This window comes from Pseudomonas sp. 1152_12 (assembly GCF_052850675.1).
This window is the reverse complement of record NZ_VXCW01000007.1, coordinates 101,328-123,404: the sequence shown is the minus strand read 5'-3', so window position 1 is coordinate 123,404 and position 22,077 is coordinate 101,328. Positions and strand designations below refer to the sequence as shown.

At 58.4% G+C, this 22,077-nt stretch carries 28 protein-coding genes; 16 read left to right on the top strand and 12 right to left on the bottom strand.

Annotated features, from left to right (window positions below; translation table 11 throughout):
• The first annotated feature begins 11 nt into the window (after positions 1–11).
• Positions 12–1,454, top strand: coding sequence for a metalloprotease TldD (gene tldD, locus FW764_RS15020; protein ID WP_446434583.1), 1,443 nt, complete (start codon positions 12–14; stop codon positions 1,452–1,454).
• A 44-nt stretch (positions 1,455–1,498) separates the two neighbouring features.
• Here tldD and yjgA read toward each other — a convergent pair whose 3' ends face one another.
• On the bottom strand, positions 1,499–2,020 hold the full coding sequence (gene yjgA, locus FW764_RS15015; RefSeq protein ID WP_083360139.1) for a ribosome biogenesis factor YjgA: 522 nt from the start codon (positions 2,018–2,020) through the stop codon (positions 1,499–1,501).
• 108 nt (positions 2,021–2,128) lie between these two features.
• On the opposite strand from yjgA, the gene pmbA reads away from it, so the two are divergent.
• Positions 2,129–3,475, top strand: coding sequence for a metalloprotease PmbA (gene pmbA / locus FW764_RS15010; RefSeq protein WP_446434582.1), 1,347 nt, complete (start codon positions 2,129–2,131; stop codon positions 3,473–3,475).
• Positions 3,476–3,497: 22 nt separating this feature from the next.
• On the opposite strand, the gene FW764_RS15005 is transcribed toward pmbA, so the two are convergent.
• Positions 3,498–3,767: a hypothetical protein gene (locus FW764_RS15005; protein ID WP_446434581.1), complete on the bottom strand. Its 270-nt coding sequence runs from the start codon at positions 3,765–3,767 to the stop codon at positions 3,498–3,500.
• Positions 3,768–4,015: 248 nt separating this feature from the next.
• Between FW764_RS15005 and FW764_RS15000 the strand changes: the two genes are divergently transcribed.
• From FW764_RS15000 to FW764_RS14980, 5 genes are read left to right on the top strand one after another with little or no spacing between them, the layout of a single operon-like run.
• A complete protein-coding gene (locus FW764_RS15000; RefSeq protein ID WP_446434580.1) occupies positions 4,016–4,411 on the top strand; it encodes a FagA protein in 396 nt (131 codons plus the stop codon).
• Positions 4,404–5,780: a class II fumarate hydratase gene (locus tag FW764_RS14995; protein ID WP_446434579.1), complete on the top strand. Its 1,377-nt coding sequence runs from the start codon at positions 4,404–4,406 to the stop codon at positions 5,778–5,780. The genes FW764_RS15000 and FW764_RS14995 overlap by 8 nt, the downstream gene beginning before the upstream one ends.
• Positions 5,781–5,807: 27 nt before the next feature.
• A complete protein-coding gene (locus FW764_RS14990; RefSeq protein WP_446434578.1) occupies positions 5,808–6,236 on the top strand; it encodes a hypothetical protein in 429 nt (142 codons plus the stop codon).
• A 1-nt stretch (position 6,237) separates the two neighbouring features.
• The gene (locus FW764_RS14985) at positions 6,238–6,855 is read left to right on the top strand and encodes a superoxide dismutase (RefSeq protein WP_446434577.1); all 618 of its coding nucleotides are present in this window, start codon (positions 6,238–6,240) and stop codon (positions 6,853–6,855) included.
• A gap of 26 nt (positions 6,856–6,881) precedes the next feature.
• Positions 6,882–7,775, top strand: coding sequence for a ZIP family metal transporter (locus FW764_RS14980; RefSeq protein WP_446434576.1), 894 nt, complete (start codon positions 6,882–6,884; stop codon positions 7,773–7,775).
• A 35-nt stretch (positions 7,776–7,810) separates the two neighbouring features.
• Here FW764_RS14980 and FW764_RS14975 read toward each other — a convergent pair whose 3' ends face one another.
• The 10 genes from FW764_RS14975 to FW764_RS14930 form a co-directional block, all read right to left on the bottom strand.
• Positions 7,811–8,083, bottom strand: coding sequence for an HPr family phosphocarrier protein (locus tag FW764_RS14975; protein ID WP_049709983.1), 273 nt, complete (start codon positions 8,081–8,083; stop codon positions 7,811–7,813).
• Between the two features lie 16 nt (positions 8,084–8,099).
• Positions 8,100–8,957, bottom strand: a complete 858-nt coding sequence (gene rapZ / locus FW764_RS14970; RefSeq protein ID WP_083360130.1) for an RNase adapter RapZ — start codon at positions 8,955–8,957, stop codon at positions 8,100–8,102.
• Between the two features lie 2 nt (positions 8,958–8,959).
• Positions 8,960–9,424, bottom strand: coding sequence for a PTS IIA-like nitrogen regulatory protein PtsN (gene ptsN, locus FW764_RS14965; RefSeq protein ID WP_446434575.1), 465 nt, complete (start codon positions 9,422–9,424; stop codon positions 8,960–8,962).
• Positions 9,425–9,436: 12 nt separating this feature from the next.
• Complete coding sequence (hpf, locus tag FW764_RS14960) at positions 9,437–9,742, bottom strand: ribosome hibernation-promoting factor, HPF/YfiA family (protein ID WP_010170586.1); 306 nt, start codon at positions 9,740–9,742, stop codon at positions 9,437–9,439.
• A gap of 75 nt (positions 9,743–9,817) precedes the next feature.
• Positions 9,818–11,314, bottom strand: a complete 1,497-nt coding sequence (locus tag FW764_RS14955) for an RNA polymerase factor sigma-54 (protein ID WP_446434574.1) — start codon at positions 11,312–11,314, stop codon at positions 9,818–9,820.
• 183 nt (positions 11,315–11,497) lie between these two features.
• Positions 11,498–12,223: an LPS export ABC transporter ATP-binding protein gene (gene lptB, locus FW764_RS14950; RefSeq protein WP_003171806.1), complete on the bottom strand. Its 726-nt coding sequence runs from the start codon at positions 12,221–12,223 to the stop codon at positions 11,498–11,500.
• On the bottom strand, positions 12,223–12,789 hold the full coding sequence (lptA, locus tag FW764_RS14945) for a lipopolysaccharide transport periplasmic protein LptA (protein WP_446434573.1): 567 nt from the start codon (positions 12,787–12,789) through the stop codon (positions 12,223–12,225). Before lptA ends, lptB begins: the two co-directional genes overlap by 1 nt.
• Positions 12,776–13,348 (bottom strand): LPS export ABC transporter periplasmic protein LptC, encoded by a 573-nt coding sequence (gene lptC, locus FW764_RS14940; RefSeq protein ID WP_083360125.1) that lies wholly within the window; start codon positions 13,346–13,348, stop codon positions 12,776–12,778. Before lptC ends, lptA begins: the two co-directional genes overlap by 14 nt.
• A gap of 8 nt (positions 13,349–13,356) precedes the next feature.
• On the bottom strand, positions 13,357–13,881 hold the full coding sequence (locus FW764_RS14935; protein ID WP_233893909.1) for a KdsC family phosphatase: 525 nt from the start codon (positions 13,879–13,881) through the stop codon (positions 13,357–13,359).
• Positions 13,882–14,856 carry a KpsF/GutQ family sugar-phosphate isomerase gene (locus FW764_RS14930; protein WP_446434572.1) on the bottom strand — a complete coding sequence of 325 codons (975 nt, stop codon included), beginning with the start codon at positions 14,854–14,856 and terminating at the stop codon, positions 13,882–13,884.
• A 296-nt stretch (positions 14,857–15,152) separates the two neighbouring features.
• On the opposite strand from FW764_RS14930, the gene FW764_RS14925 reads away from it, so the two are divergent.
• The 9 genes from FW764_RS14925 to hisD all read left to right on the top strand — a co-directional run bounded on the left by FW764_RS14925 (position 15,153) and on the right by hisD (position 22,075).
• Positions 15,153–15,962: an ATP-binding cassette domain-containing protein gene (locus tag FW764_RS14925; RefSeq protein ID WP_003171811.1), complete on the top strand. Its 810-nt coding sequence runs from the start codon at positions 15,153–15,155 to the stop codon at positions 15,960–15,962.
• A complete protein-coding gene (gene mlaE, locus FW764_RS14920; protein ID WP_083360122.1) occupies positions 15,962–16,759 on the top strand; it encodes a lipid asymmetry maintenance ABC transporter permease subunit MlaE in 798 nt (265 codons plus the stop codon). Before FW764_RS14925 ends, mlaE begins: the two co-directional genes overlap by 1 nt.
• Positions 16,759–17,226, top strand: coding sequence for an outer membrane lipid asymmetry maintenance protein MlaD (mlaD, locus tag FW764_RS14915; RefSeq protein WP_446434571.1), 468 nt, complete (start codon positions 16,759–16,761; stop codon positions 17,224–17,226). Before mlaE ends, mlaD begins: the two co-directional genes overlap by 1 nt.
• An 11-nt stretch (positions 17,227–17,237) precedes the next feature.
• Positions 17,238–17,888, top strand: a complete 651-nt coding sequence (locus FW764_RS14910) for an MlaC/ttg2D family ABC transporter substrate-binding protein (RefSeq protein ID WP_083360121.1) — start codon at positions 17,238–17,240, stop codon at positions 17,886–17,888.
• Positions 17,885–18,190 (top strand): STAS domain-containing protein, encoded by a 306-nt coding sequence (locus FW764_RS14905; RefSeq protein ID WP_446434570.1) that lies wholly within the window; start codon positions 17,885–17,887, stop codon positions 18,188–18,190. Before FW764_RS14910 ends, FW764_RS14905 begins: the two co-directional genes overlap by 4 nt.
• A 114-nt stretch (positions 18,191–18,304) precedes the next feature.
• Positions 18,305–18,544 (top strand): BolA family protein, encoded by a 240-nt coding sequence (locus tag FW764_RS14900; protein WP_008434291.1) that lies wholly within the window; start codon positions 18,305–18,307, stop codon positions 18,542–18,544.
• A 23-nt stretch (positions 18,545–18,567) separates the two neighbouring features.
• A complete protein-coding gene (gene murA / locus FW764_RS14895; protein ID WP_446434569.1) occupies positions 18,568–19,833 on the top strand; it encodes a UDP-N-acetylglucosamine 1-carboxyvinyltransferase in 1,266 nt (421 codons plus the stop codon).
• A gap of 153 nt (positions 19,834–19,986) precedes the next feature.
• Positions 19,987–20,622, top strand: coding sequence for an ATP phosphoribosyltransferase (gene hisG, locus FW764_RS14890; RefSeq protein ID WP_083360118.1), 636 nt, complete (start codon positions 19,987–19,989; stop codon positions 20,620–20,622).
• Positions 20,623–20,749: 127 nt separating this feature from the next.
• Entirely contained in the window at positions 20,750–22,075 is a 1,326-nt protein-coding gene (hisD, locus tag FW764_RS14885; RefSeq protein ID WP_446434568.1) for a histidinol dehydrogenase, read from the top strand.
• Positions 22,076–22,077: the final 2 nt, after the last annotated feature.

Here is a 22,077-nt window from a genome sequence, read left to right as displayed (position 1 = left end):
AGGCCAAACCTATGAGCGAGTTGTTGTCCTCAGTCAGTGAACACCTCCTGGCACCCGGTGGCGTGACCATCGAAAGCTTGCAAACCGTGCTTGGCGATCTGGCCGGGCCCGGTATCGATGCCGCCGACCTGTATTTCCAAGGGCAGATTTCAGAGTCCTGGGCCCTCGAAGACGGCATCGTCAAGGAAGGCAGCTTCAACCTTGACCAAGGCGTGGGTGTGCGCGCGCAATCCGGTGAGAAGACCGGGTTTGCCTATAGCAACGCCATCACCCTTGAAGCCCTGGGCCTGGCAGCTCGTGCGGCACGCTCGATTTCCCGCGCCGGCCAGAATGGCACGGTGCAGGCGTTCAGCACCCAGGATGTGGCCCAGTTATACGCGCCGGATAACCCGTTGGAAGTGATCAGCCGTGCGGAAAAGGTCGATTTGCTCAAGCGTATCGACGCCGCTACCCGTGCCCTCGACCCGCGTATCCAGCAAGTCACTGTGAGCATGTCGGGCGTGTGGGAACGCATCCTGGTTGCCTCCACCGACGGTGGCCTGGCGGCGGATGTACGGCCGCTGGTGCGCTTTAATGTCAGTGTGATCGTCGAACAGAACGGTCGCCGCGAGCGCGGTGGCCATGGCGGCGGCGGGCGTACCGACTACCGTTATTTCCTCACCGATGACCGCGCCATGGGCTATGCCCGTGAAGCGCTGCGCCAGGCGCTGGTCAACCTGGAGGCTATTCCTGCGCCGGCCGGTACATTGCCGGTGGTGCTGGGTTCGGGTTGGTCCGGCGTATTACTCCACGAAGCGGTAGGCCATGGCCTGGAAGGCGATTTCAACCGTAAGGGTAGCTCCGCCTACAGCGGGCGCATGGGCGAGATGGTCGCGTCCAAACTGTGCACCATCGTCGATGATGGCACCTTGGCCGGTCGTCGTGGTTCGCTAAGCGTCGACGACGAAGGTACGCCGACCGAGTGCACCACGCTGATTGAAAACGGTGTGCTCAAAGGCTACATGCAAGACAAACTCAACGCCCGCCTGATGGGCGTGGCGCGTACTGGTAACGGTCGTCGCGAATCCTACGCGCACCTTCCGATGCCACGCATGACCAACACCTACATGCTCGGTGGCGAGAGCGACCCGGCGGAAATCATTGCCTCGGTAAAACGCGGGATCTACTGCGCCAACCTTGGCGGTGGTCAAGTGGACATTACCAGCGGCAAATTTGTGTTCTCCACCAGCGAGGCGTACCTGATTGAAGACGGCAAGATCACCGCGCCGGTCAAAGGGGCGACGTTGATTGGTAACGGGCCGGAAGCCATGAGCAAGGTGTCGATGGTCGGTAACGACCTGTCGCTGGACAGCGGCGTCGGCACGTGCGGCAAAGATGGGCAGTCGGTGCCGGTCGGCGTTGGCCAACCAACCTTGAAGATTGATGCGATCACCGTGGGTGGTACGGGGTCGTAAGAGCGGAGCTTCGGGTGGCGAAGATCGCCACCCGGGGAAGAGGATCAGCGCAGGCCGCGTTGAGTCTCGTCCAGCTCACGGATGTACTTGAAAATTTTACGGCTGGTGGCCGGAGCCTTGTTTTGCGCCAGTTCGTGCTGGGCCTGACGAATCAGGGAGCGCAGTTGCTGGCGGTCCGCGTCCGGATAGTCCACTACGAACTTCTCCAATACAGCGTCATCGCCCGAAATCAGGCGGTCACGCCAACGTTCCAGGTTATGGAAACGTTCGTTGTACTGGCGAGTGGAGGCATCGAGTTGATCGAGCAAAGTCAGAATGGCGTCAGTGTCCTGATCGCGCATCAGCTTGCCGATAAACATGATGTGCCGTTTACGCGCGATATTCGCGGTGTGCTTGGGCGCATCCGCCAGAGCCCGGCGCATTTCGTCGGTCAGTGGCAGTTTTGCAACCAAATCCGGCTTGAGCGTTGTAAGGCGCTCGCCAAGGTCAACCAGAGCATGCAGCTCGCGTTTGACCTGGGTTTTGCTTTTCTCCCCATCGAGGGAGTCGTCGTAAGAATCAACCATGGTGGCAGTCCGCAAAGAAACGCCGCCATGATAACCAGTCGGGGGCCGCTTGTCCGGCCCGGTCGCTCGATGGCCTTAACCGAAAGCAGAATTTGAGTGGAGAAAACCATGAGTGCAGCCCAAAGCGTCGGTCCGCAAGCGTTACCGGCACTGCAGGAACAAGTCGAGCAGATCCTTGCCGAGGCTAAGCGCCAGGGCGCCAGTGCCTGCGAAGTGGCGGTGTCGCTGGAGCAGGGGCTATCGACCTCGGTACGCCAGCGGGAAGTCGAAACTGTCGAATTCAATCGCGACCAGGGTTTTGGTATCACCTTGTATGTAGGGCAGCGCAAGGGCTCGGCGAGTACATCGGCCAGCGGGTCGGATGCGATTCGCGAGACGGTTGCCGCTGCTTTGGCGATTGCCAAGCACACGTCCGAAGATGAAAGCTCTGGTCTCGCCGACAAGGCGCTGATGGCCAAGGACTTGAAGGACTTCGATCTTTTTCACGCTTGGGACATCACACCCGAGCAGGCTATCGAAAAGGCGTTGATCTGTGAAGCGGCGGCATTTGATACCGATGCCCGCATCAAGAATGCCGATGGCACCACGTTGAGTACTCACCAGGGCTGCCGTGTATATGGCAACAGCCACGGTTTTATCGGCGGCTACGCGTCCACTCGGCATAGTCTGAGCTGCGTGATGATCGCCGAAGCCGAAGGCCAGATGCAGCGTGATTATTGGTACGACGTGAGCCGCCAAGGCGAATTGCTGGCTGACCCGGTCAGCATTGGCCAGCGTGCTGCGCAGCGTGCGGCGAGCCGTCTGGGCGCGCGCCCGGTGCCGACCTGCGAGGTGCCGGTGTTGTTCTCGGCTGAACTGGCCGGTGGGCTGTTCGGCAGTTTTCTCGGGGCGATTTCCGGTGGCAATCTGTACCGCAAGTCTTCGTTCCTTGAGGGCGCAATTGGCCAGAAACTGTTCCCCGAGTGGCTGACCATCGACGAGCGTCCGCACCTCATGCGTGCCATGGGCAGTTCGTCGTTCGACGGTGATGGCCTGGCCACTTATGCCAAGCCATTTGTCGAGAAGGGCGAGTTGGTGTCCTACGTACTGGGCACTTACGCCGGCCGCAAGCTTGGGCTGCCAAGCACTGCCAACTCTGGTGGCGTGCACAACCTGTTCGTCACACATGGCGACGAAGATCAGGCGGCGCTGTTGCGTCGTATGGGCCGTGGCTTGCTGGTGACCGAATTGATGGGCAGTGGCCTGAATATGGTTACCGGTGATTATTCACGCGGCGCGGCGGGTTTCTGGGTGGAAAATGGCGAGATTCAGTTCGCTGTCCAGGAAGTGACCATCGCCGGCAACATGCGCGATATGTTCAAGCAGATCGTCGCGGTGGGGAATGACCTGGAGTTGCGCAGCAACATTCGCACGGGTTCTGTACTGATTGAGCGGATGACTGTTGCTGGCAGTTAGTTCCTTTAGGTCGATGATAGCTTCAGGCCGTTTTGCCTGAAGCTATCAAGTCAGTAAGAAATGTTTTTTTGCTGCTATCCACAATTTTCAGTTTTTGCAGCGTGTCATTGATTGAGTCCATAAGCCCTATGTCCGAAGGGTTGGCTTTGTTATTGAGGGTTCTTCGCAAGGATAAGTAAAACCCTAATTTCGCGTGGGTTACCTGGTCGATCGCCGGACCGTCGTTAATAATGCGTTGCGCGAGCGCATTGATAGTGGCTTCAAGGTCAGTTTTAAATCCTGTTAAGTTCATGGGTGCATTCCGTGAGTTTTCCGTGAGTTTTCAATGTAGCGGTTCAAAGAAATTATAGGGCGCACCCCTAGCAATGCCGAGCTGACGAGAGCCCTTTCCCTCGTAGGCTTTTTCCTTACTTCCCTCCTGCTCCACTCCTCCTCTTTCTGTGTTCTAGAGAGATTTGGACGGTCGTCGCTCGCCAATTGTCTTGTTTTGATTCTCAATATCATTTAATAATAAATATCATTACCGAATGAGTGTGGCTCATGAGCTCTGTCCTGCATGAGGATCCCTATCTAGAAAGCTGGCGCTGGATGAGTCGTCAGATTCGCTGTGGTCTTGATCCCAATGAACCTCGCCTGATCGAGCATTACCTCGATGAGGGTCGATACCTGGCGTGTTGCACCGCGACCCATCCGTGGACGATCGCTGAAACCTCATTGCGACTGCTGATCGACACCGCCAGCGATATCGCGTTGCCCTGGCAGTGGCGCGCCATGTGCCTGGACCAGGCGTGGCGCCCGCTGCGCGACCTGGAAAAACTCTCCCACTGTGCCTGTCGCCTCAAGCGCTGGCAGACCTTTGCCTGGCAATTGGCGACCTGCGAATTGCTGCCTTCTATTTCTCATTCCGACCTGGTGCAAGGATCTTCCGATGAGTAACACTCGTATCGAACGCGACAGCATGGGCGAACTGCAAGTACCCGCCGAGGCCTTGTATGGTGCGCAAACCCAGCGCGCGGTGAACAACTTTCCAATCAGCAACCAACGCATGCCGGCGCAATTCATTCGCGCCCTGATCCTGGCCAAGGCCGCTGCGGCCAAGGCCAACGTCGACCTAAAGCAGATCAGCGAAGGCCAGGGCAAAGCCATTGTCGATGCCGCCCAAGGCTTGCTTGAAGGTGATTACATGCCGCACTTCCCGGTGGATATCTTCCAGACCGGCTCCGGCACCAGCTCCAACATGAACGCCAACGAGGTGATTGCGACCCTGGCCACACGGCTGCTGGGCGAGGCAGTCAACCCCAATGACCACGTAAACTGCGGCCAAAGCAGCAACGACATCATCCCGACCAGTATCCACGTCAGCGCTGCGTTGGTGCTTCATGAGCAAACGTTGCCAGCCCTGCTGCACCTGGTACAGGTGATCGAACACAAAGCCGAGGAAGTTCACCCGTTCATTAAGACCGGTCGCACACACCTGATGGACGCCATGCCGGTGCGCATGAGCCAGGTGCTCAATGGCTGGGCGCAACAGCTGAAGGCCAATATCGGCCACTTGCAAGACCTCCTGCCGAGTTTGCAGGCTTTGGCCCAAGGCGGCACGGCGGTCGGCACTGGGATCAATGCCCACCCGGAATTCGCCGTGCGTTTCAGCCAGCAACTGAGCAGCCTGACTGGCGTGAAATTCACCCCGGGCAAGAACCTGTTCGCATTGATCGGTTCGCAGGACACGGCCGTCGCCGTGTCCGGCCAGTTGAAAGCCACCGCCGTCTCGCTGATGAAAATCGCCAACGACTTGCGCTGGATGAACTCCGGCCCGCTCGCCGGTTTGGGTGAAATCGAGCTGGAAGGCCTGCAGCCAGGTTCTTCGATCATGCCGGGCAAGGTCAACCCGGTAATCCCGGAAGCGACCGCGATGGTCGCAGCCCAAGTGATCGGCAATGACATGGTCATTACTGTCGCCGGCCAATCCGGCAACTTCGAGCTGAACGTAATGCTGCCGATCATCGCGCAGAACTTGCTCAGCAGCCTCGAACTGTTGGCCAACTCCAGCCGCTTGCTGGCCGACAAGGCTATCGCCAGCTTCAAGGTCAACGAAGCCAAGCTCAAGGAAGCGTTGTCGCGCAACCCGATTCTGGTCACCGCGCTCAACCCAATCATTGGTTACCAGAAGGCCGCCGAAATCGCCAAGATGGCTTATCAGCAAGGCCGTCCGGTGATTGATGTCGCCCTCGAGCACACCGACTTGCCGCGTAGCCAACTGGAAATCCTGTTGGATCCGGTAAAGCTCACGGCTGGCGGCGTGTAATCACCGACTCTGCTTTGGAGGCTCACCATGGAGCACTGGAAACGCACGATCGAACGGGCCAATCGCTGCTTTATGCAGGGCGAACTGGTCGACGCTCGCGAGGCCTATTTGCAAGCCCTGGCCCTGGCTCAAGTGCTATTCGAGCGTTGGGCGGATGCCGACGAAGCAGTGGCGGCTTGCGTCATTTCCCATCACAACCTGGCGGACCTGCACCTGCGCCTGAACCAGCCTGAGGAAAGCGCGGAATACCTTTGCGCTATCCACCAGCGCCTGTTGCAAACCATGCAGGATCCGCGCCTGAGCCCGCAATTGCGCGAGGCAGCGCTGCACCAGAGCAGCAAGACCTACCTCGAACTGTTGAACTTCATCAGCGATCACGACGAGTACCCGCGTACCCATCGCTTGCTGGGTGGTGCTGCGCCGCAACCGATCACGCCTCATTACGGAGCACATTGATATGACCTACACCTTGCCTGCCTTGCCTTACGCCTTCGATGCCCTGGAGCCGCATATCGATGCGCAGACCATGGAAATCCACTACACCAAGCATCACCAGACCTACATCAACAACCTGAATGCTGCGGTCGAAGGCACCGAATTTGCCGGTTGGCCGATTGAGAAACTGGTGTCCAGCGTCCAGCAAGTGCCGGAACAACTACGCACTGCAGTGATCAACCAAGGTGGCGGTCACGCGAACCACTCGCTGTTCTGGGCGGTGATGTCACCCAAAGGCGGCGGCCAACCAGAGGGCGTGTTAGGCAAAGCGATCGAGCAGCAGTTGGGCGGCTTCGACAGTTTCAAGGAGGCCTTCACCAAGGCCGCCTTGGCGCGTTTCGGCAGTGGTTGGGCCTGGCTGAGTGTCACCCCGCAAAAGATCCTGGTGGTCGAAAGCAGCGGTAATCAGGACAGCCCGCTGATGAGCGGCAATACGCCGATCCTCGGCCTGGACGTTTGGGAGCACGCTTATTATCTGCTCTACCAGAACCGTCGCCCGGAATACATCAACGCCTTCTACAGCGTGATCAATTGGCCGGAAGTCGCCGCGCGATACCAGGCCGCCCTGGCCCGATATTGACCCTATAACAAGATATAAGGCCGACTATGGGTACTGAAACACTGGCGATCAGCAGTGGACGAATGTTTCGTTATGCGTTTGGCTCGCTGCTGCTATTGGCAGGTACTGCATTGCTGGTGGCCCATGGGCTGGTCTGGCTGGATCTTGAGCCGCGTATCCTGCGTGCCTTGCAGGGCGGTTCGATCTGCGCGCTCGGGACGGCGCTGGGCGCAGTGCCGGTGCTGGTGATTCGCCGGATGCCAGCCGCGCTTAGTGATACGTTGCTGGGGTTCGGTGCCGGAGTGATGTTGGCGGCGACGGCCTTTTCGCTGATCGTTCCAGGTATTGCCGCCGCGCAAGGCTTGGGGCTTTCGCCTTGGGGCGCCAGTGGCTTGATCAGCTTCGGTATCTTGCTCGGTGCATGTGGGCTGTACCTGGTCGACCGCAAAGTCTCCGGTGCCAGCCCGGAAATGCTGGTGGGCACGCCGGATAAACCGGTGATCCCACCGCGGATCTGGCTGTTTGTGTTCGCCATCATTGCCCACAACATTCCGGAAGGCATGGCGGTTGGTGTCTCCGCGGGTGGCGGCATGCCGGATGCCGATAGCCTGGCGATGGGTATTGCCCTGCAGGATGTGCCGGAAGGTTTGGTGATTGCGCTAGTCTTGGCTGGGGCAGGGATGTCGCGGGTCAAAGCGTTCCTGGTCGGCGCCGCGTCAGGGTTGGTCGAACCGGTATTTGCTGTGCTCTGTGCATGGTTGGTGAGCCTGGCGCAGGTTTTGTTGCCGCTGGGCCTCGCGCTTGCGGCTGGGGCGATGTTGCTGGTGGTGACTCACGAGGTGATCCCCGAATCGCGACGCAATGGTCACGAAAAGCTTGCCAGCTTGGGGTTGTGTATCGGGTTCTGTTTAATGATGGTGATGGATACAGCGTTGGGGTGAAGCTATTACAGCCTCACACCTGTCTGGAGGGGGGGTTACTCACCCTCGTCAAAGAAGTTATTGATCAACTTCACCAGTGCGTCCATCGCTTCCTGTTCTTGCTCGCCTTCGGTTTTCAAGTGAATCTTGGTGCCCTTGCCAGCGGCGAGCATCATCATTGCCATGATGCTCTTACCGTCGACCATCGACTCCGGCGTGCGGCCAGCGCGGATTTGGCAGGGAAATTGTCCGGCAACGCCGACGAATTTAGCGGAAGCGCGAGCGTGCAGGCCCAGCTTGTTGATGATTTCAATTTCCAGAGCGGGCATCGCTGGGGTGTTCCTTTCAGCTAAGGTCGCGGTGGCGAACCTGGACGTTCTTGAGGGTTTGTTGCAGCACCTGGCCCAGGCGTTCAGTCAGGTAGACGGAACGATGGTGGCCGCCGGTGCAGCCGATGGCAATAGTGACATAGGCACGATTGCTCGCAGCAAAACGTGGCAACCACTTGAGCAGGTAGCTGGAGATGTCCTGAAACATCTCCTCTACGTCCGGCTGTGCGGCCAGGTACTCGGCCACTGGCTGATCCAGCCCGGACTGTTCGCGCAGTTCTGGTTTCCAATAAGGGTTAGGCAGACAACGCACATCAAAGACCAGGTCGGCGTCCACCGGCATGCCGCGCTTGAAGCCAAACGACTCGACAAGAAAAGCGGTGCCAGGCTCCGGTTGGTTCAGCAGACGTAGCTTGATGGCGTCCCGCAATTGATACAGGTTCAGACTGGTGGTGTTGATCTTGAGATCGGCGAGGTCAATGATTGGTCCCAGCAGTGTGGTCTCGTCCTCGATCGCTTCGGCCAGCGAGCGGTGCGGACTGCTCAGGGGGTGGCGCCGCCGGGTCTCGGAAAAGCGCTTGAGCAGTGTCTCCTCGTCTGCATCCAAGTACAGCACGTCGCAATGGATATGCTTGGCACGTACTTCCTCGAGCAGTTGCGGGAATCGCTCAAGGTGGCTCGGCAGGTTGCGGGCGTCAATCGAAACGGCCACCAGTGGTTGCGCCAGTTCCGTGTGTATCAGCGCGCGCTCCGCCAGTTCCGGCAGCAGCCCGGCGGGTAGGTTGTCGATGCAATAGAAACCGTTGTCCTCAAGAACGTTGAGGGCAGTGCTTTTACCCGAGCCGGAACGGCCGCTGACGATGATCAAACGCATGATTACTGCCCGTTTTGTTCATCCAAGACAACCTGATAGAGCGCCTCGTTGGTGCTGGCACTGCGCAGTTTGTCGCGTACTTCCTTGCGGTCGAGCATGCTGGCGATCTGCCGGAGCAGTTCCAGGTGTGCATCGGTGGCGGCTTGCGGGACCAGCAGAACGAACAGCAGGTCGACCGGTGCGCCGTCGATGGCGTCGAAATCAATTGGGGCATCGAGGTGCAGCAGGGCGCTCACTGGTGCTTCACAGCCTTGCAGGCGGCAGTGAGGAATCGCGATACCGTTGCCAAAACCGGTGGAACCGAGTTTTTCACGGGCGATAAGTGCCTCATACACGGCTTGCGTATCCAGGTCGGGCACTTCGCGGCCGATCAGGTTGGCAATTTGTTCGAGGGCGCGCTTTTTACTGCCACCCGGCACGTTCACAAGGGAGCGGCCGGGGGTCAGGATGGTTTCAAGTCGGATCATGGGTGGGGAGTGTTAGCGGCCTGTGCCCTGAAGAAGGCTCTGCTGCTTTTCCTTATGCTTTTTGATTTGGCGATCCAGCTTGTCGGTCAGGTCGTCAATGGCGGCATACATATCTGAATGCTCAGCATTGGCGACTACTTCCCCGCCGGGTATACGCAAGGTGGCTTCGATTTTCTGCTTCAGCTTTTCGACAGTCATGATGACTTGCACATTGGTGATCTTGTCGAAATGCCCCTCAATTCTTTTGAGCTTTTCGCCTATATAGGCGCGCAGCGGTTCGGTCACTTCCAGTTGGTGTCCACTGATATTGACTTGCATACAGCTTCTCCTTCGTTGCCAGTGCATAAAGCGGCGGGTAGGAATACCCGCCACTGGAACGCTATGGCCCGCCCGTCACATCAAACGCTTACGCTCGCTGGAAGGCGCGATCCCGAGGGACTCGCGGTACTTGGCGACGGTTCGACGGGCGACCTGAATGCCTTGTGCCTCCAGTAAACCAGCGATCTTACTGTCACTCAATGGCTTTTTCTGATTTTCCGCAGCAACCAGTTTTTTGATGATCGCGCGGATCGCTGTGGACGAGCATTCGCCGCCTTCGGAGGTGCTGACGTGGCTGGAGAAAAAGTATTTCAACTCATAAATACCCCGCGGGGTATGCATGAATTTCTGCGTGGTCACCCGGGAAATCGTCGACTCGTGCATGCCCACCGCCTCGGCTATGTCATGCAGCACCAGCGGTTTCATCGCCTCGTCGCCATACTCCAGGAAGCCACGCTGGTGCTCGACGATCTGGGTGGCTACCTTCATCAGGGTTTCGTTGCGGCTTTGCAGGCTCTTGATGAACCAGCGAGCTTCCTGCAGTTGGTTGCGCATGAATGTGTTGTCTGCGCTGGTGTCGGCGCGGCGCACAAAACCTGCATATTGCGGGTTGACCCGCAGGCGTGGCACTGACTCCTGGTTCAGTTCAACCAGCCAGCGTTCGTTATCCTTACGCACGATCACATCGGGAATGACGTACTCGGCTTCGCTGGACTCGATCTGAGAACCCGGGCGAGGGTTGAGGCTTTGAACCAGCTCGATGACCTGACGCAGGTCGTCTTCCTTGAGTTTCATGCGGCGCATCAACTGGCTGTAGTCGCGGCTGCCTAGCAGGTCGATGTAGTCGGTAACCAGGCGCTGGGCCTCAGCGAGCCAAGGGGTCTTGGCGGGCAGTTGGCGCAGTTGCAGCCGCAGGCATTCGCTTAAGGTGCGCGCGCCAATGCCGGCCGGCTCGAACTGCTGGATACGGTGCAGGACGGCTTCGATCTCGTCCAGTTCGATGTCCAGTTCCGGGTCGAAGGCCTCGAGGATTTCATCAAGGGTTTCGTCCAGGTAGCCCTGGTTATTGATGCAGTCGATCAGGGTGACGGCGATCAGGCGATCGGTGTCGGACATCGGTGCCAGGTTCAGTTGCCACAGCAAATGGCTTTGCAGGCTCTCGCCAGCGGATGTGCGGGTGGTGAAATCCCACTCGTCATCATCATTATTGCTCGGCAGGCTGCTTGCGCTGGTCTGGTAAACGTCTTCCCACGCGGTGTCCACGGGAAGCTCGTTTGGAATGCGTTCGTTCCAATCGCCTTCCTCAAGGTTATCCACCGTAGGGGCAGTTTCCTGGTAGGAGGGTTCCTGCACGTCGGAATTGGGTTTTTGCTCGATGTTATCGGCCAGCGGGTCTGCATTATCGAAGTCTTCGCCTTCTTCTTGGCGTTCGAGCATCGGATTGGACTCCAGAGCCTCCTGGATTTCCTGTTGCAGGTCCAGGGTCGACAATTGGAGCAGGCGGATGGCCTGTTGCAGCTGCGGTGTCATCGTCAGCTGCTGGCCCATTCTCAGGACTAGCGATGGTTTCATGGCAGGGGCTTAACACCTTATTCGCCGGCGCAATGCGCCATCCACGACAGGGCGCGTGAGCGCCAAACATAAGCAAATTATATGCCTGATGTCGGGGGCTTTGCCTAGAGCGCGGTAACAATAAAAAAAAGAGGTTTTTATTGACTACCGCGCGTCTTGGCGTATGGCCAGACACCGCAGTGCTTACAGGCGGAACTCGTGGCCCAGGTACACTTCCTTGACCAGCTCGTTGGCCAGGATGGTGGCGGAATCGCCTTCGGCGATCAGTTGACCATCGTTGACGATATAAGCCGTTTCACAGATATCGAGCGTCTCACGGACGTTGTGGTCGGTGATCAATACACCGATGCCCTTGGCCTTGAGGTGGTGAATGATCTGCTTGATATCGCCGACCGAAATTGGGTCGACGCCGGCAAACGGTTCATCCAGCAGGATGAACTTCGGCGCGGTAGCCAGGGCGCGGGCGATTTCAACACGACGACGCTCACCACCGGACAAGCTCATGCCGAGGTTGTCGCGAATGTGGTTGATGTGGAATTCCTGCAGCAAGCTTTCCAGCTCTTTGCGGCGGCCGTCACGGTCGAGTTCCTTGCGGGTCTCGAGGATCGCCATGATGTTGTCGGCAACCGACAGTTTGCGGAAGATCGACGCTTCCTGGGGAAGATAGCCGATACCTGCGCGTGCACGACCGTGCATGGGCTGGTGGCTGACATCCAGGTCGTCAATCAGCACGCGCCCCTGATCCGCCTGAACCAGCCCGACGATCATATAGAAGCATGTGGTCTTGCCGGCACCGTTTGGGCCAAGCAAGCCGACGATCTGGCCACTGTCGATCGACAGGCTCACGTCGCGCACGACCTGGCGGCTTTTATAGGCCTTGGCCAGATGCTGGGCTTTCAGGGTTGCCATCAGTTCGCCTTCTTCGCAGGTGCAGGTTGGGCGGTGCCGTCTTTCTTCTTCGGTTGGATAACCATGTCGATACGCGGGCGAGGTGCGGTGACCTTGTTGCCATTGGCACGGCCAGCCTGAGCGATCTGCTTCACAGTGTCATAGGTGATTTTTTCACCTTCTGTGGTGTTGCCATCGGTGCTGACCACTTTGGCCTGATCGATCAGGACAATGCGGTTCTGCTGGGCGTGGTACTGGATGGTTTTTCCGTAGCCCTTCATCGGGGCGGTATCGGTGGGCGCCTGCTTCTGTTCGAAATAGGCCAGGTTACCCACCGACGTCACCACGTCAATATCCCCAGCCGGGGTACGCGTGAGCGTCACCGTGTTGCCAGTGATTTTCATCGTGCCTTGGGTGATGATCACGCCGCCTGTGTAGGTCGCGACGCCTTGCTTGTCATCCAGCTGCGCATCGTCAGCCTGAATGTGGATCGGTTGCTGGCTATCGTTCGGCAGAGCCCAGGCGCTCACGCTTCCCAGTGCTGCGCCCAGACCGAGCAAAATAGGGAGGGTTTTAACGAGCCTCATACTGTCCTCTTACGTTCGATAGCAGGTGTATCCTGCTTTCTTTCAAATACGCTTTCATTCCCTTGCCAGTCGATACACCGCCAGCGCCGTCGATTCTAACGTCTTGCTCGGTCTGCGCATATTGCTGTTGTGGGAAAACCGTCATGCGACTGCTGGTAATAATGGTGTCACGCTTCTTGTCGTCGGTACGTGCAATACGTACTGAGTCGATCAGTTCGACCTGGGTGCCGCCTTTGTTCACTTCGCCGCGCTTGCTGGTGACGTGCCATGGGAACTCGGTGCCCCGGTAAAGATTCAGGTCGGGATTGGTCAGCAGGCTGACGTCCGTGGCCTTCAGGTTCTCGACTTTATCAGCGGTCATTTCGTACTGAACCTTGCCGTCGGGCAGGAACTGTATGGTGTGAGCGTTGATCGCGTAGTAGGCGATAGCACTATCGTCGACGGCCGCTACAGGCTTGTCGAGGAAGCGCTCCGGGCTGATATTCCAGTAGCCCACCGCCAGGAACAGCGCGGCGATCACTGCGAATAACAGAAAGTTGCGAATCTTTTTGCTCAGCATAAAACGCTCTATAGGTAGGCGGCGTGGGCCGCTTCAAGACTGCCCTGGGCACGCAGGATCAACTCGCAGAACTCGCGGGCGGCACCTTCACCGCCACGTGCGGTAGTAATGCCGTGCGCGTGTTCGCGGACAAAAGCCGCGGCATTCGCGACGGCCATGCCCAAGCCCACCCGGCGAATAACCGGCAGGTCGGGCAGGTCGTCACCCAGGTAGGCGACCTGCTCATAGCTTAGGTTGAGTTGGCCAAGAAGCTCGTCCAGAACCACCAGTTTATCCTCGCGGCCCTGATACAGGTGAGGAATCCCCAGGTTTTGTGCGCGGCGTTCCACAACCGGAGTTTTCCGACCGCTGATAATCGCCGTTTGCACGCCCGCTGCCATCAGCATCTTGATGCCTTGACCGTCGAGGGTATTGAACGTCTTGAATTCGCTGCCGTCTTCGAGAAAGTATAAGCGGCCATCGGTCAGCACACCGTCAACGTCGAAAATCGCCAGCTTGATGTTTTTACCGCGTTGCAACAGGTCGCTGCTCATTTACATCACTCCCGCACGCAGCAAGTCGTGCATGTTCAGGGCGCCAATCGGGCGGTCGTCGCCATTGACCACCACCAGCGCGCCGATCTTGTGGTCTTCCATAATCTTCAGCGCTTCGGCTGCAAGCATCTCGGGGCGGGCGGTCTTGCCGTGTGGCGTCATGACCCCATCAATAGTGGCGGTATGGATATCGATGGTGCGGTCCAGAGTGCGGCGCAAGTCGCCGTCGGTGAACACCCCGGCCAGACGCCCATCGGCTTCCAGGATGACGGTCATGCCCAGGCCTTTACGGGTCATTTCCATCAGCGCGTCCTTCAGCAGAGTACCGCGCTGCACGTGCGGCAATTCATCGCCCGAGTGCATGACGTTTTCCACTTTAAGCAGCAGGCGACGGCCCAGGGCGCCGCCCGGGTGGGAAAACGCGAAATCTTCAGCGGTAAAGCCGCGAGCTTCCAGCAGAGCAACCGCCAAGGCGTCGCCCATGACCAGGGCGGCGGTGGTGGAGGAGGTGGGTGCCAGGTTCAGAGGGCACGCCTCATGGGTCACATGCACATTCAAATTAACTTCGGCGGCCTTGGCCAGCGTAGATTCCGGGTTGCCGGTGACGCTGATCATCTTGATGCCCAGGCGCTTGATCAGCGGCAGCAGCGTCACGATTTCATTGGTGGTCCCGGAGTTCGACAGCGCCAGGATGATGTCATCCTTGGTGATCATGCCCATGTCGCCATGGCTGGCTTCGGCGGGGTGCACGAAAAAAGCCGTGGTGCCGGTGCTCGCCAGCGTGGCGGCGATCTTGTTGCCGACGTGGCCGGATTTGCCCATGCCCACCACGACAACGCGGCCCTTGCTGGCCAGAATCATCTCGCAGGCGCGTACGAAATCCGCGTCGATATGGGCCAGTAAACCTTCTACGGCTTCAAGCTCGAGGCGAATGGTGCGTTGTGCGGATTGAATAAGGTCGCTGGATTGGCTCATGTCTGAAATCGTATAGCCTGACGAAAAGTCGGCGATTATAGCGGTAATGATCAATTCCCTCACGCAAGTTCGTCAGGCTTTATTCTGTAGGCGCCTGAAATTGGTGCTTAGTCGCGTTTTCTCCCTGTCCAGAATCTGAACGAGCGTGGTTCCGGCCTTGGGGGCGCTGTACCAGCAGTGATATAGTTCGCCGCCAGTTCGGTCCGCCCAACCCATGTGGCTAATTATTGCATCCATCGCAAACGAATGTCGCAAACATGGTGTCTGAGTGAAAGGCTGCATCCCAAGGAGATTAGATGAGTGCCGATAACGCCTACGCGGTCGAGCTGAAGGGCCTTACCTTCAAGCGCGGGACGCGCAGCATCTTCAATAACGTCGATATTCGCATTCCCCGCGGCAAGGTCACGGGCATCATGGGGCCTTCCGGTTGCGGTAAGACCACCCTGTTGCGCCTGATGGGCATGCAATTGCGCCCTAGCGCCGGCGAAGTCTGGGTCAACGGCCAGAACCTGCCGACGTTGTCGCGCAGCGATCTGTTCGATGCGCGCAAGCACATGGGTGTGTTGTTCCAGAGCGGCGCGCTGTTCACCGACCTCGACGTTTTCGAAAACGTGGCGTTTCCGCTGCGGGTGCATACCCAGCTGTCTGATGAAATGATTCGCGACATTGTGTTGTTGAAACTGCAGGCAGTCGGCCTTCGCGGTGCCATCGACCTGATGCCCGATGAGTTGTCCGGCGGCATGAAGCGCCGTGTCGCCCTGGCGCGGGCCATCGCCCTCGATCCGCAGATCCTCATGTATGACGAGCCCTTCGTGGGTCAGGACCCGATCGCCATGGGCGTATTGGTGCGTCTGATTCGCCTGCTCAACGATGCGTTGGGGATCACCAGTATCGTGGTGTCCCATGACTTGGCCGAAACGGCAAGCATTGCCGACTACCTGTATGTAGTCGGCGATGGCCAGGTCCTGGGGCAGGGCACGCCTGAAGAACTGATGAACGCTGATAATCCGCGTATTCGCCAGTTCATGACCGGCGATCCCGATGGCCCGGTGCCTTTTCATTTTCCGGCAGCGGACTACCGCTCAGATCTTCTGGGGAAGCGCTGATGCGCAAGACATCTATAGTCGAGAAGGTTCGCCTTTTCGGTCGTTCCGGCATCGATCTGGTCGAGGTGCTGGGGCGTTCGACGATATTCCTCTTTCACGCGTTGCTCGGTCGCGGTGGCATAGGCGGCGGTTTTAGCCTGCTGCTCAAGCAACTGCATTCGATCGGTGTGATGTCCCTGGTGATCATTGTGGTTTCCGGGATATTCATCGGTATGGTGCTGGCGCTGCAAGGGTTTAATATTCTCTCCAGCTACGGATCGGAGCAGGCGGTAGGGCAGATGGTCGCCCTGACGCTGTTACGCGAACTCGGCCCGGTGGTCACCGCCTTGCTGTTTGCCGGGCGCGCAGGGTCTGCACTGACCGCCGAGATCGGCAACATGAAGTCCACCGAGCAGTTGTCCAGCCTTGAAATGATCGGCGTGGACCCGCTCAAGTACATTGTTGCCCCGCGCCTGTGGGCCGGTTTCATTTCCCTGCCTCTGCTGGCAATGATTTTCAGCGTGGTGGGTATTTGGGGCGGCTCGTGGGTGGCGGTTGACTGGTTGGGCGTTTATGACGGCTCTTACTGGGGCAACATGCAAAACAGCGTGACTTTCAGCGGCGACGTGCTTAACGGCATCATAAAAAGCATCGTCTTTGCCTTTGTAGTGACCTGGATCGCCGTATTCCAAGGCTATGACTGTGAGCCCACTTCAGAAGGGATCAGTCGTGCCACCACCAAGACCGTTGTGTACGCCTCGCTGGCGGTACTGGGCCTTGACTTCATTTTGACCGCCTTGATGTTTGGAGATTTCTGATGCAAAACCGCACTGTGGAAATCGGTGTCGGCCTTTTCTTGCTGGCTGGCATCCTGGCTTTACTGTTGCTGGCCCTGCGAGTCAGTGGCCTGTCGGCCAGCACCACCGCCGATACTTATAAACTTTATGCGTACTTCGACAATATCGCCGGTTTGACTGTCAGAGCTAAAGTGACTATGGCCGGTGTAACCATCGGCAAGGTCACAGCAATCGATCTGGATCGCGACAGCTTCACCGGCCGAGTGACGATGCAAGTGGATAAGAAGGTAGATAATCTGCCGACTGACTCTACTGCATCTATCCTCACTGCGGGTTTGCTGGGCGAGAAGTACATCGGTATCAGCGTTGGCGGGGAAACGGCCCTGCTCAAGGATGGTTCGACAATCCACGACACACAGTCGTCGTTGGTGCTTGAAGACTTGATCGGTAAATTCCTGCTCAATACGGTCAATAAAGACGCCAAATGAGGAATCTGTTCATGATCTCTACCTTGCGACGTGGCCTGCTGGTGCTGCTTGCAGCACTGCCGATGATGGCCAACGCGGCAGGTTCTGCGCACGATTTGGTGCAGGACACGACCAACAAAATGTTGGCTGACCTGACCGCCAACAAAGAGCAGTACAAGCAAGACCCGACCAAGTTTTACGATGCGCTGAATACCATCGTTGGTCCGGTGGTCGATGCCGAAGGGATTTCCCGCAGCATCATGACGGTCAAGTATTCGCGTAAGGCCACGCCTGCGCAGATGCAGACCTTCCAGGAAAACTTCAAGAAGGGCCTGTTCCAGTTCTATGGCAATGCCCTGCTGGAGTACAACAACCAGGGCATTACCGTCGACCCTGCCAAGGATGAGTCGGGCGACCGCACCAGCGTTGGCATGACCGTCAAAGGTACTAATGGCGCCATCTACCCTGTGCAGTACACGCTGGAGAAGATCAACGGCGAGTGGAAGCTGCGCAACGTGATCATCAATGGCATCAACATCGGCAAGCTGTTCCGCGATCAGTTCTCGGACGCCATGCAGCGCAATGGCAATAACCTGGACAAGACCATCAATGGTTGGGCCGGTGAAGTCGCCAAAGCCAAGGAAGAAACCGACAAACAAGCTGCCGGGAAGCCTGCGCAATGACCGAGTCGGCTGTTCGTCTTGACGATGCCGGTGAGTTGTTCCTCAGCGGTGTGCTGGATTACCGCTCCGGTCCTGGCCTGCGCAAGCAAGGCCAAGCGCTGATCAACAGCAGCAACGCGCCTGCGCTGGTGCTGGATTGTTCGGCGGTGACCAAGTCCAGCAGCGTCGGCCTGTCGCTGTTGTTGTGCTTCATGCGTGATGCCGAAGCGGTGAAGAAGCCGCTCAGCATTCGTGCATTGCCCGATGACATGCGCGAAATTGCTGGCGTTTACGGTTTGACCGAGCTGTTGGCGCATCCTTAATACACATTATTAGAGAAGCCCCCCGTCAGAGTCCTGCTATGCGGGGTTCGCAGGCGCGGGGCTTTTTTGTATGATGTGCGACCCGTGCGCACTGGGCGCCGATAGAGGTTGAGCATGCAGGCCCTAGAAGTTAAAAGCTTCCTTGAAGGAAAGCTGCCCGAAACGAACGTAGAAGTTGAAGGCGAAGGCTGCAATTTCCAGCTGAACGTGATTAGCGATGAACTGGCGGCATTGAGCCCGGTCAAGCGTCAACAGCAGATCTATGCCCATTTGAACCCGTGGATCACCGATGGCAGCATCCATGCGGTCACTATGAAATTTTTCAGCCGCGCGGCCTGGGCCGAGCGCACCTGAGCCCCCAAGGCGTCGAGATTCTTATGGATAAATTGATTATTACCGGCGGTGCCCGCCTTGATGGCGAGATTCGCATTTCCGGTGCGAAAAACTCCGCCTTGCCGATCCTGGCAGCAACCCTGCTGTGCGATGGCCCTGTCACCGTGGCCAACCTGCCGCACCTGCACGACATCACCACCATGATCGAGCTGTTCGGTCGCATGGGCATTGAGCCGGTGATCGATGAGAAGCTGTCTGTCGAAATTGACCCGCGCACCATCAAAACCCTGATTGCACCGTACGAATTGGTGAAAACCATGCGTGCCTCGATCCTGGTTCTGGGCCCGATGGTTGCTCGTTTCGGCGAAGCCGAAGTGGCGCTGCCCGGTGGTTGCGCTATCGGTTCGCGTCCAGTGGACCTGCACATCCGTGGTCTTGAAGCCATGGGCGCGGTCATCGACGTTGAAGGCGGCTATATTAAGGCCAAGGCGCCGGAAGGCGGTCTGCGCGGTGCGAACTTCTTCTTTGATACCGTCAGCGTGACCGGCACTGAGAACATCATGATGGCCGCAGCCCTGGCCAACGGTCGCAGCGTCCTGCAAAACGCTGCGCGCGAGCCGGAAGTGGTCGACCTCGCCAACTTCCTGATCGCCATGGGTGCCAATATCACCGGCGCCGGCACCGACACCATCACCATCGAAGGTGTTAAGCGTCTGCACTCGGCCACTTACAAAGTGATGCCGGACCGTATCGAGACCGGCACGTACCTGGTGGCTGCTGCCGTTACCGGTGGCCGCGTCAAGGTCAAGGATACCGATCCGACCATCCTTGAAGCCGTTCTGGAAAAACTCAAGGAGTCCGGTGCTGAAATCACTACGGGTGCCGACTGGATCGAGCTCAATATGCACGGCAAGCGGCCAAAAGCGGTGAACGTGCGTACCGCTCCGTACCCGGCGTTCCCGACCGACATGCAAGCGCAGTTCATTTCCTTGAACGCAATTGCCGAAGGCACCGGTGCTGTGATCGAGACCATCTTCGAAAACCGCTTCATGCACGTCTATGAACTGCACCGCATGGGTGCCAAGATCCAGGTCGAAGGCAACACTGCCATCGTTACCGGTATCGACAAGCTCAAGGGCGCGCCAGTGATGGCCACCGACCTGCGTGCCTCGGCAAGCCTGGTAATCTCTGCACTGTGCGCCGACGGCGACACTTTGATCGACCGCATCTACCACATCGACCGTGGTTATGAGTGCATCGAAGAGAAACTGCAGATGCTCGGCGCCAAGATCCGTCGCGTACCGGGCTAGTTCCCGCTGCAAGTGTGGCGAGGGAGCAAGCTCCCTCGCCACACTGCGCTGTTAGCTGAATTTGTTTCAAGTCGAGGCTGTAATGGCCTCGATCTGTGTCTGGCGCCGTTTGCGACCGGACAGCAATAGCCTGATGAAGGACTGACGTTTCCCATGTTGACCATCGCACTGTCCAAGGGCCGCATCCTTGACGACACTTTGCCGCTTCTGGCTGAAGCGGGCATCGTGCCGACCGAGAATCCGGACAAGAGCCGCAAGCTGATCATCCCTACGACCCAGGACGACGTTCGCCTGTTGATCGTTCGGGCTACCGACGTGCCGACTTACGTTGAACATGGCGCGGCCGACCTCGGCGTCGCAGGTAAAGACGTGCTGATGGAATACGGCGGCCAGGGCCTGTACGAGCCGCTGGACCTGCGTATCGCCCTGTGCAAGCTGATGACCGCTGGCCGTGTCGGCGACGTCGAGCCCAAAGGGCGCCTGCGCGTAGCAACCAAGTTTGTCAACGTCGCCAAGCGTTACTACGCCGAGCAAGGCCGTCAGGTCGACATCATCAAGCTCTACGGCTCGATGGAGTTAGCCCCGCTGATCGGCCTGGCCGACAAGATCATCGACGTGGTCGACACCGGCAACACCCTGCGTGCCAATGGTCTCGAGCCTCAGGATTTCATCGCCGACATCAGCTCCCGCCTGGTCGTCAACAAAGCTTCAATGAAGATGCAACACGCCCGAATCCAGGCGTTGATCGACACCCTGCGCAAGGCAGTGGAGTCTCGACACCGCGGTTGACTCACCTGCGCGGCCCTAGGTCGCGCCCGTCTATCCGCCTCATAGCCAGAATTCTCAGGTGCCCAAGCGGATCGACTGCTAACGTTCGGCGCCTGAGCATTTTTGCCAATCCTATGAGGCCCTCGCTATGACCACGTCCACTGCAATTGCCCGACTCAACGCTGCCGACCCGGATTTCGCCCATCATCTGGATCATCTGCTGAGCTGGGAAAGCGTGTCTGACGACTCGGTCAACGGTCGAGTGCTCGACATCATCAAAGCCGTGCGCGAGCGCGGTGATGCGGCGCTGGTGGACTTCACCCGCCAATTCGACGGCCTGGATGTGGCGTCGATGTCGGACCTGATCTTGCCGCGTGAACGCCTGGAGCTGGCCCTGACGCGCATCACTGCCCCGCAACGTGAAGCCCTTGAAGTCGCGGCAGCACGGGTGCGCAGCTACCATGAAAAACAGAAACAGGACTCCTGGAGCTACACCGAAGCCGACGGCACCGTGCTCGGCCAGAAGGTCACGCCGCTGGACCGTGCTGGGCTGTACGTGCCGGGCGGTAAAGCCTCGTACCCGTCATCGGTGTTGATGAACGCGATCCCGGCCAAAGTGGCGGGCGTGACCGAAGTGGTCATGGTCGTGCCGACGCCGCGCGGTGAAATCAACGAGTTGGTGCTTGCTGCCGCTTGCATCGCCGGTGTGGACCGCGTGTTCACCATTGGCGGTGCTCAAGCCGTTGCCGCCCTGGCCTACGGCACTGAAAGTGTGCCGAAAGTCGACAAGGTCGTCGGCCCTGGCAACATCTACGTGGCCACCGCCAAGCGCCACGTGTTTGGCCAGGTCGGTATCGACATGATTGCAGGGCCCTCGGAAATCCTTGTGGTGTGTGACGGCCAGACCGACCCGGACTGGATCGCCATGGACTTGTTCTCCCAGGCCGAACATGACGAAGACGCCCAGGCGATCCTGGTCAGCCCGGATACCGAGTTCCTCGACAAGGTCGCCGCCAGCATCAACAAGCTGCTGCCGACCATGGACCGCGCCGAGATCATCGAGAAGTCGATCAATGGTCGTGGTGCGTTGATTCTGGTGCGCGACATGGAGCAGGCCATCGAAGTGGCTAACCGCATCGCGCCGGAGCACTTGGAATTGTCCGTCGCCGACCCACAAGCCTGGCTGCCGTCGATTCGCCATGCCGGTGCGATCTTCATGGGCCGCCACACCAGCGAAGCCCTGGGTGACTACTGCGCCGGCCCCAACCACGTGTTGCCGACCTCCGGCACCGCGCGTTTCTCGTCGCCGCTGGGGGTGTATGACTTCCAGAAGCGTTCGTCGATCATATTTTGCTCGCCGCAGGGCGCGTCTGAGTTGGGTAAAACCGCCTCGGTGCTGGCCCGTGGTGAATCGTTGAGCGCGCACGCTCGCAGCGCCGAATACCGCATCGTTGACGATAAGCAGGGGAACTGACA

Coding starts and splice junctions, on each gene's coding strand:
- mlaD (WP_446434571.1), top strand. CDS start 16,759: ATGCAAAACCGCACTGTGGAAATCGGTGTCGGCCTTTTCTTGCTGGCT.
- FW764_RS14995 (WP_446434579.1), top strand. CDS start 4,404: ATGAGTAACACTCGTATCGAACGCGACAGCATGGGCGAACTGCAAGTA.
- FW764_RS14955 (WP_446434574.1), bottom strand. CDS start 11,314: ATGAAACCATCGCTAGTCCTGAGAATGGGCCAGCAGCTGACGATGACA.
- tldD (WP_446434583.1), top strand. CDS start 12: ATGAGCGAGTTGTTGTCCTCAGTCAGTGAACACCTCCTGGCACCCGGT.
- FW764_RS14990 (WP_446434578.1), top strand. CDS start 5,808: ATGGAGCACTGGAAACGCACGATCGAACGGGCCAATCGCTGCTTTATG.
- FW764_RS14975 (WP_049709983.1), bottom strand. CDS start 8,083: ATGCCCGCTCTGGAAATTGAAATCATCAACAAGCTGGGCCTGCACGCT.
- hisG (WP_083360118.1), top strand. CDS start 19,987: ATGTTGACCATCGCACTGTCCAAGGGCCGCATCCTTGACGACACTTTG.
- lptA (WP_446434573.1), bottom strand. CDS start 12,789: ATGAGGCTCGTTAAAACCCTCCCTATTTTGCTCGGTCTGGGCGCAGCA.
- murA (WP_446434569.1), top strand. CDS start 18,568: ATGGATAAATTGATTATTACCGGCGGTGCCCGCCTTGATGGCGAGATT.
- mlaE (WP_083360122.1), top strand. CDS start 15,962: ATGCGCAAGACATCTATAGTCGAGAAGGTTCGCCTTTTCGGTCGTTCC.
- yjgA (WP_083360139.1), bottom strand. CDS start 2,020: ATGGTTGATTCTTACGACGACTCCCTCGATGGGGAGAAAAGCAAAACC.
- FW764_RS14930 (WP_446434572.1), bottom strand. CDS start 14,856: ATGAGCCAATCCAGCGACCTTATTCAATCCGCACAACGCACCATTCGC.
- hpf (WP_010170586.1), bottom strand. CDS start 9,742: ATGCAAGTCAATATCAGTGGACACCAACTGGAAGTGACCGAACCGCTG.
- FW764_RS14910 (WP_083360121.1), top strand. CDS start 17,238: ATGATCTCTACCTTGCGACGTGGCCTGCTGGTGCTGCTTGCAGCACTG.
- hisD (WP_446434568.1), top strand. CDS start 20,750: ATGACCACGTCCACTGCAATTGCCCGACTCAACGCTGCCGACCCGGAT.
- FW764_RS15005 (WP_446434581.1), bottom strand. CDS start 3,767: ATGAACTTAACAGGATTTAAAACTGACCTTGAAGCCACTATCAATGCG.
- FW764_RS14980 (WP_446434576.1), top strand. CDS start 6,882: ATGGGTACTGAAACACTGGCGATCAGCAGTGGACGAATGTTTCGTTAT.
- pmbA (WP_446434582.1), top strand. CDS start 2,129: ATGAGTGCAGCCCAAAGCGTCGGTCCGCAAGCGTTACCGGCACTGCAG.
- ptsN (WP_446434575.1), bottom strand. CDS start 9,424: ATGATCCGACTTGAAACCATCCTGACCCCCGGCCGCTCCCTTGTGAAC.
- FW764_RS14985 (WP_446434577.1), top strand. CDS start 6,238: ATGACCTACACCTTGCCTGCCTTGCCTTACGCCTTCGATGCCCTGGAG.
- FW764_RS14925 (WP_003171811.1), top strand. CDS start 15,153: ATGAGTGCCGATAACGCCTACGCGGTCGAGCTGAAGGGCCTTACCTTC.
- FW764_RS14935 (WP_233893909.1), bottom strand. CDS start 13,881: ATGAGCAGCGACCTGTTGCAACGCGGTAAAAACATCAAGCTGGCGATT.
- FW764_RS14900 (WP_008434291.1), top strand. CDS start 18,305: ATGCAGGCCCTAGAAGTTAAAAGCTTCCTTGAAGGAAAGCTGCCCGAA.
- FW764_RS14905 (WP_446434570.1), top strand. CDS start 17,885: ATGACCGAGTCGGCTGTTCGTCTTGACGATGCCGGTGAGTTGTTCCTC.
- lptC (WP_083360125.1), bottom strand. CDS start 13,348: ATGCTGAGCAAAAAGATTCGCAACTTTCTGTTATTCGCAGTGATCGCC.
- rapZ (WP_083360130.1), bottom strand. CDS start 8,957: ATGCGTTTGATCATCGTCAGCGGCCGTTCCGGCTCGGGTAAAAGCACT.
- lptB (WP_003171806.1), bottom strand. CDS start 12,223: ATGGCAACCCTGAAAGCCCAGCATCTGGCCAAGGCCTATAAAAGCCGC.
- FW764_RS15000 (WP_446434580.1), top strand. CDS start 4,016: ATGAGCTCTGTCCTGCATGAGGATCCCTATCTAGAAAGCTGGCGCTGG.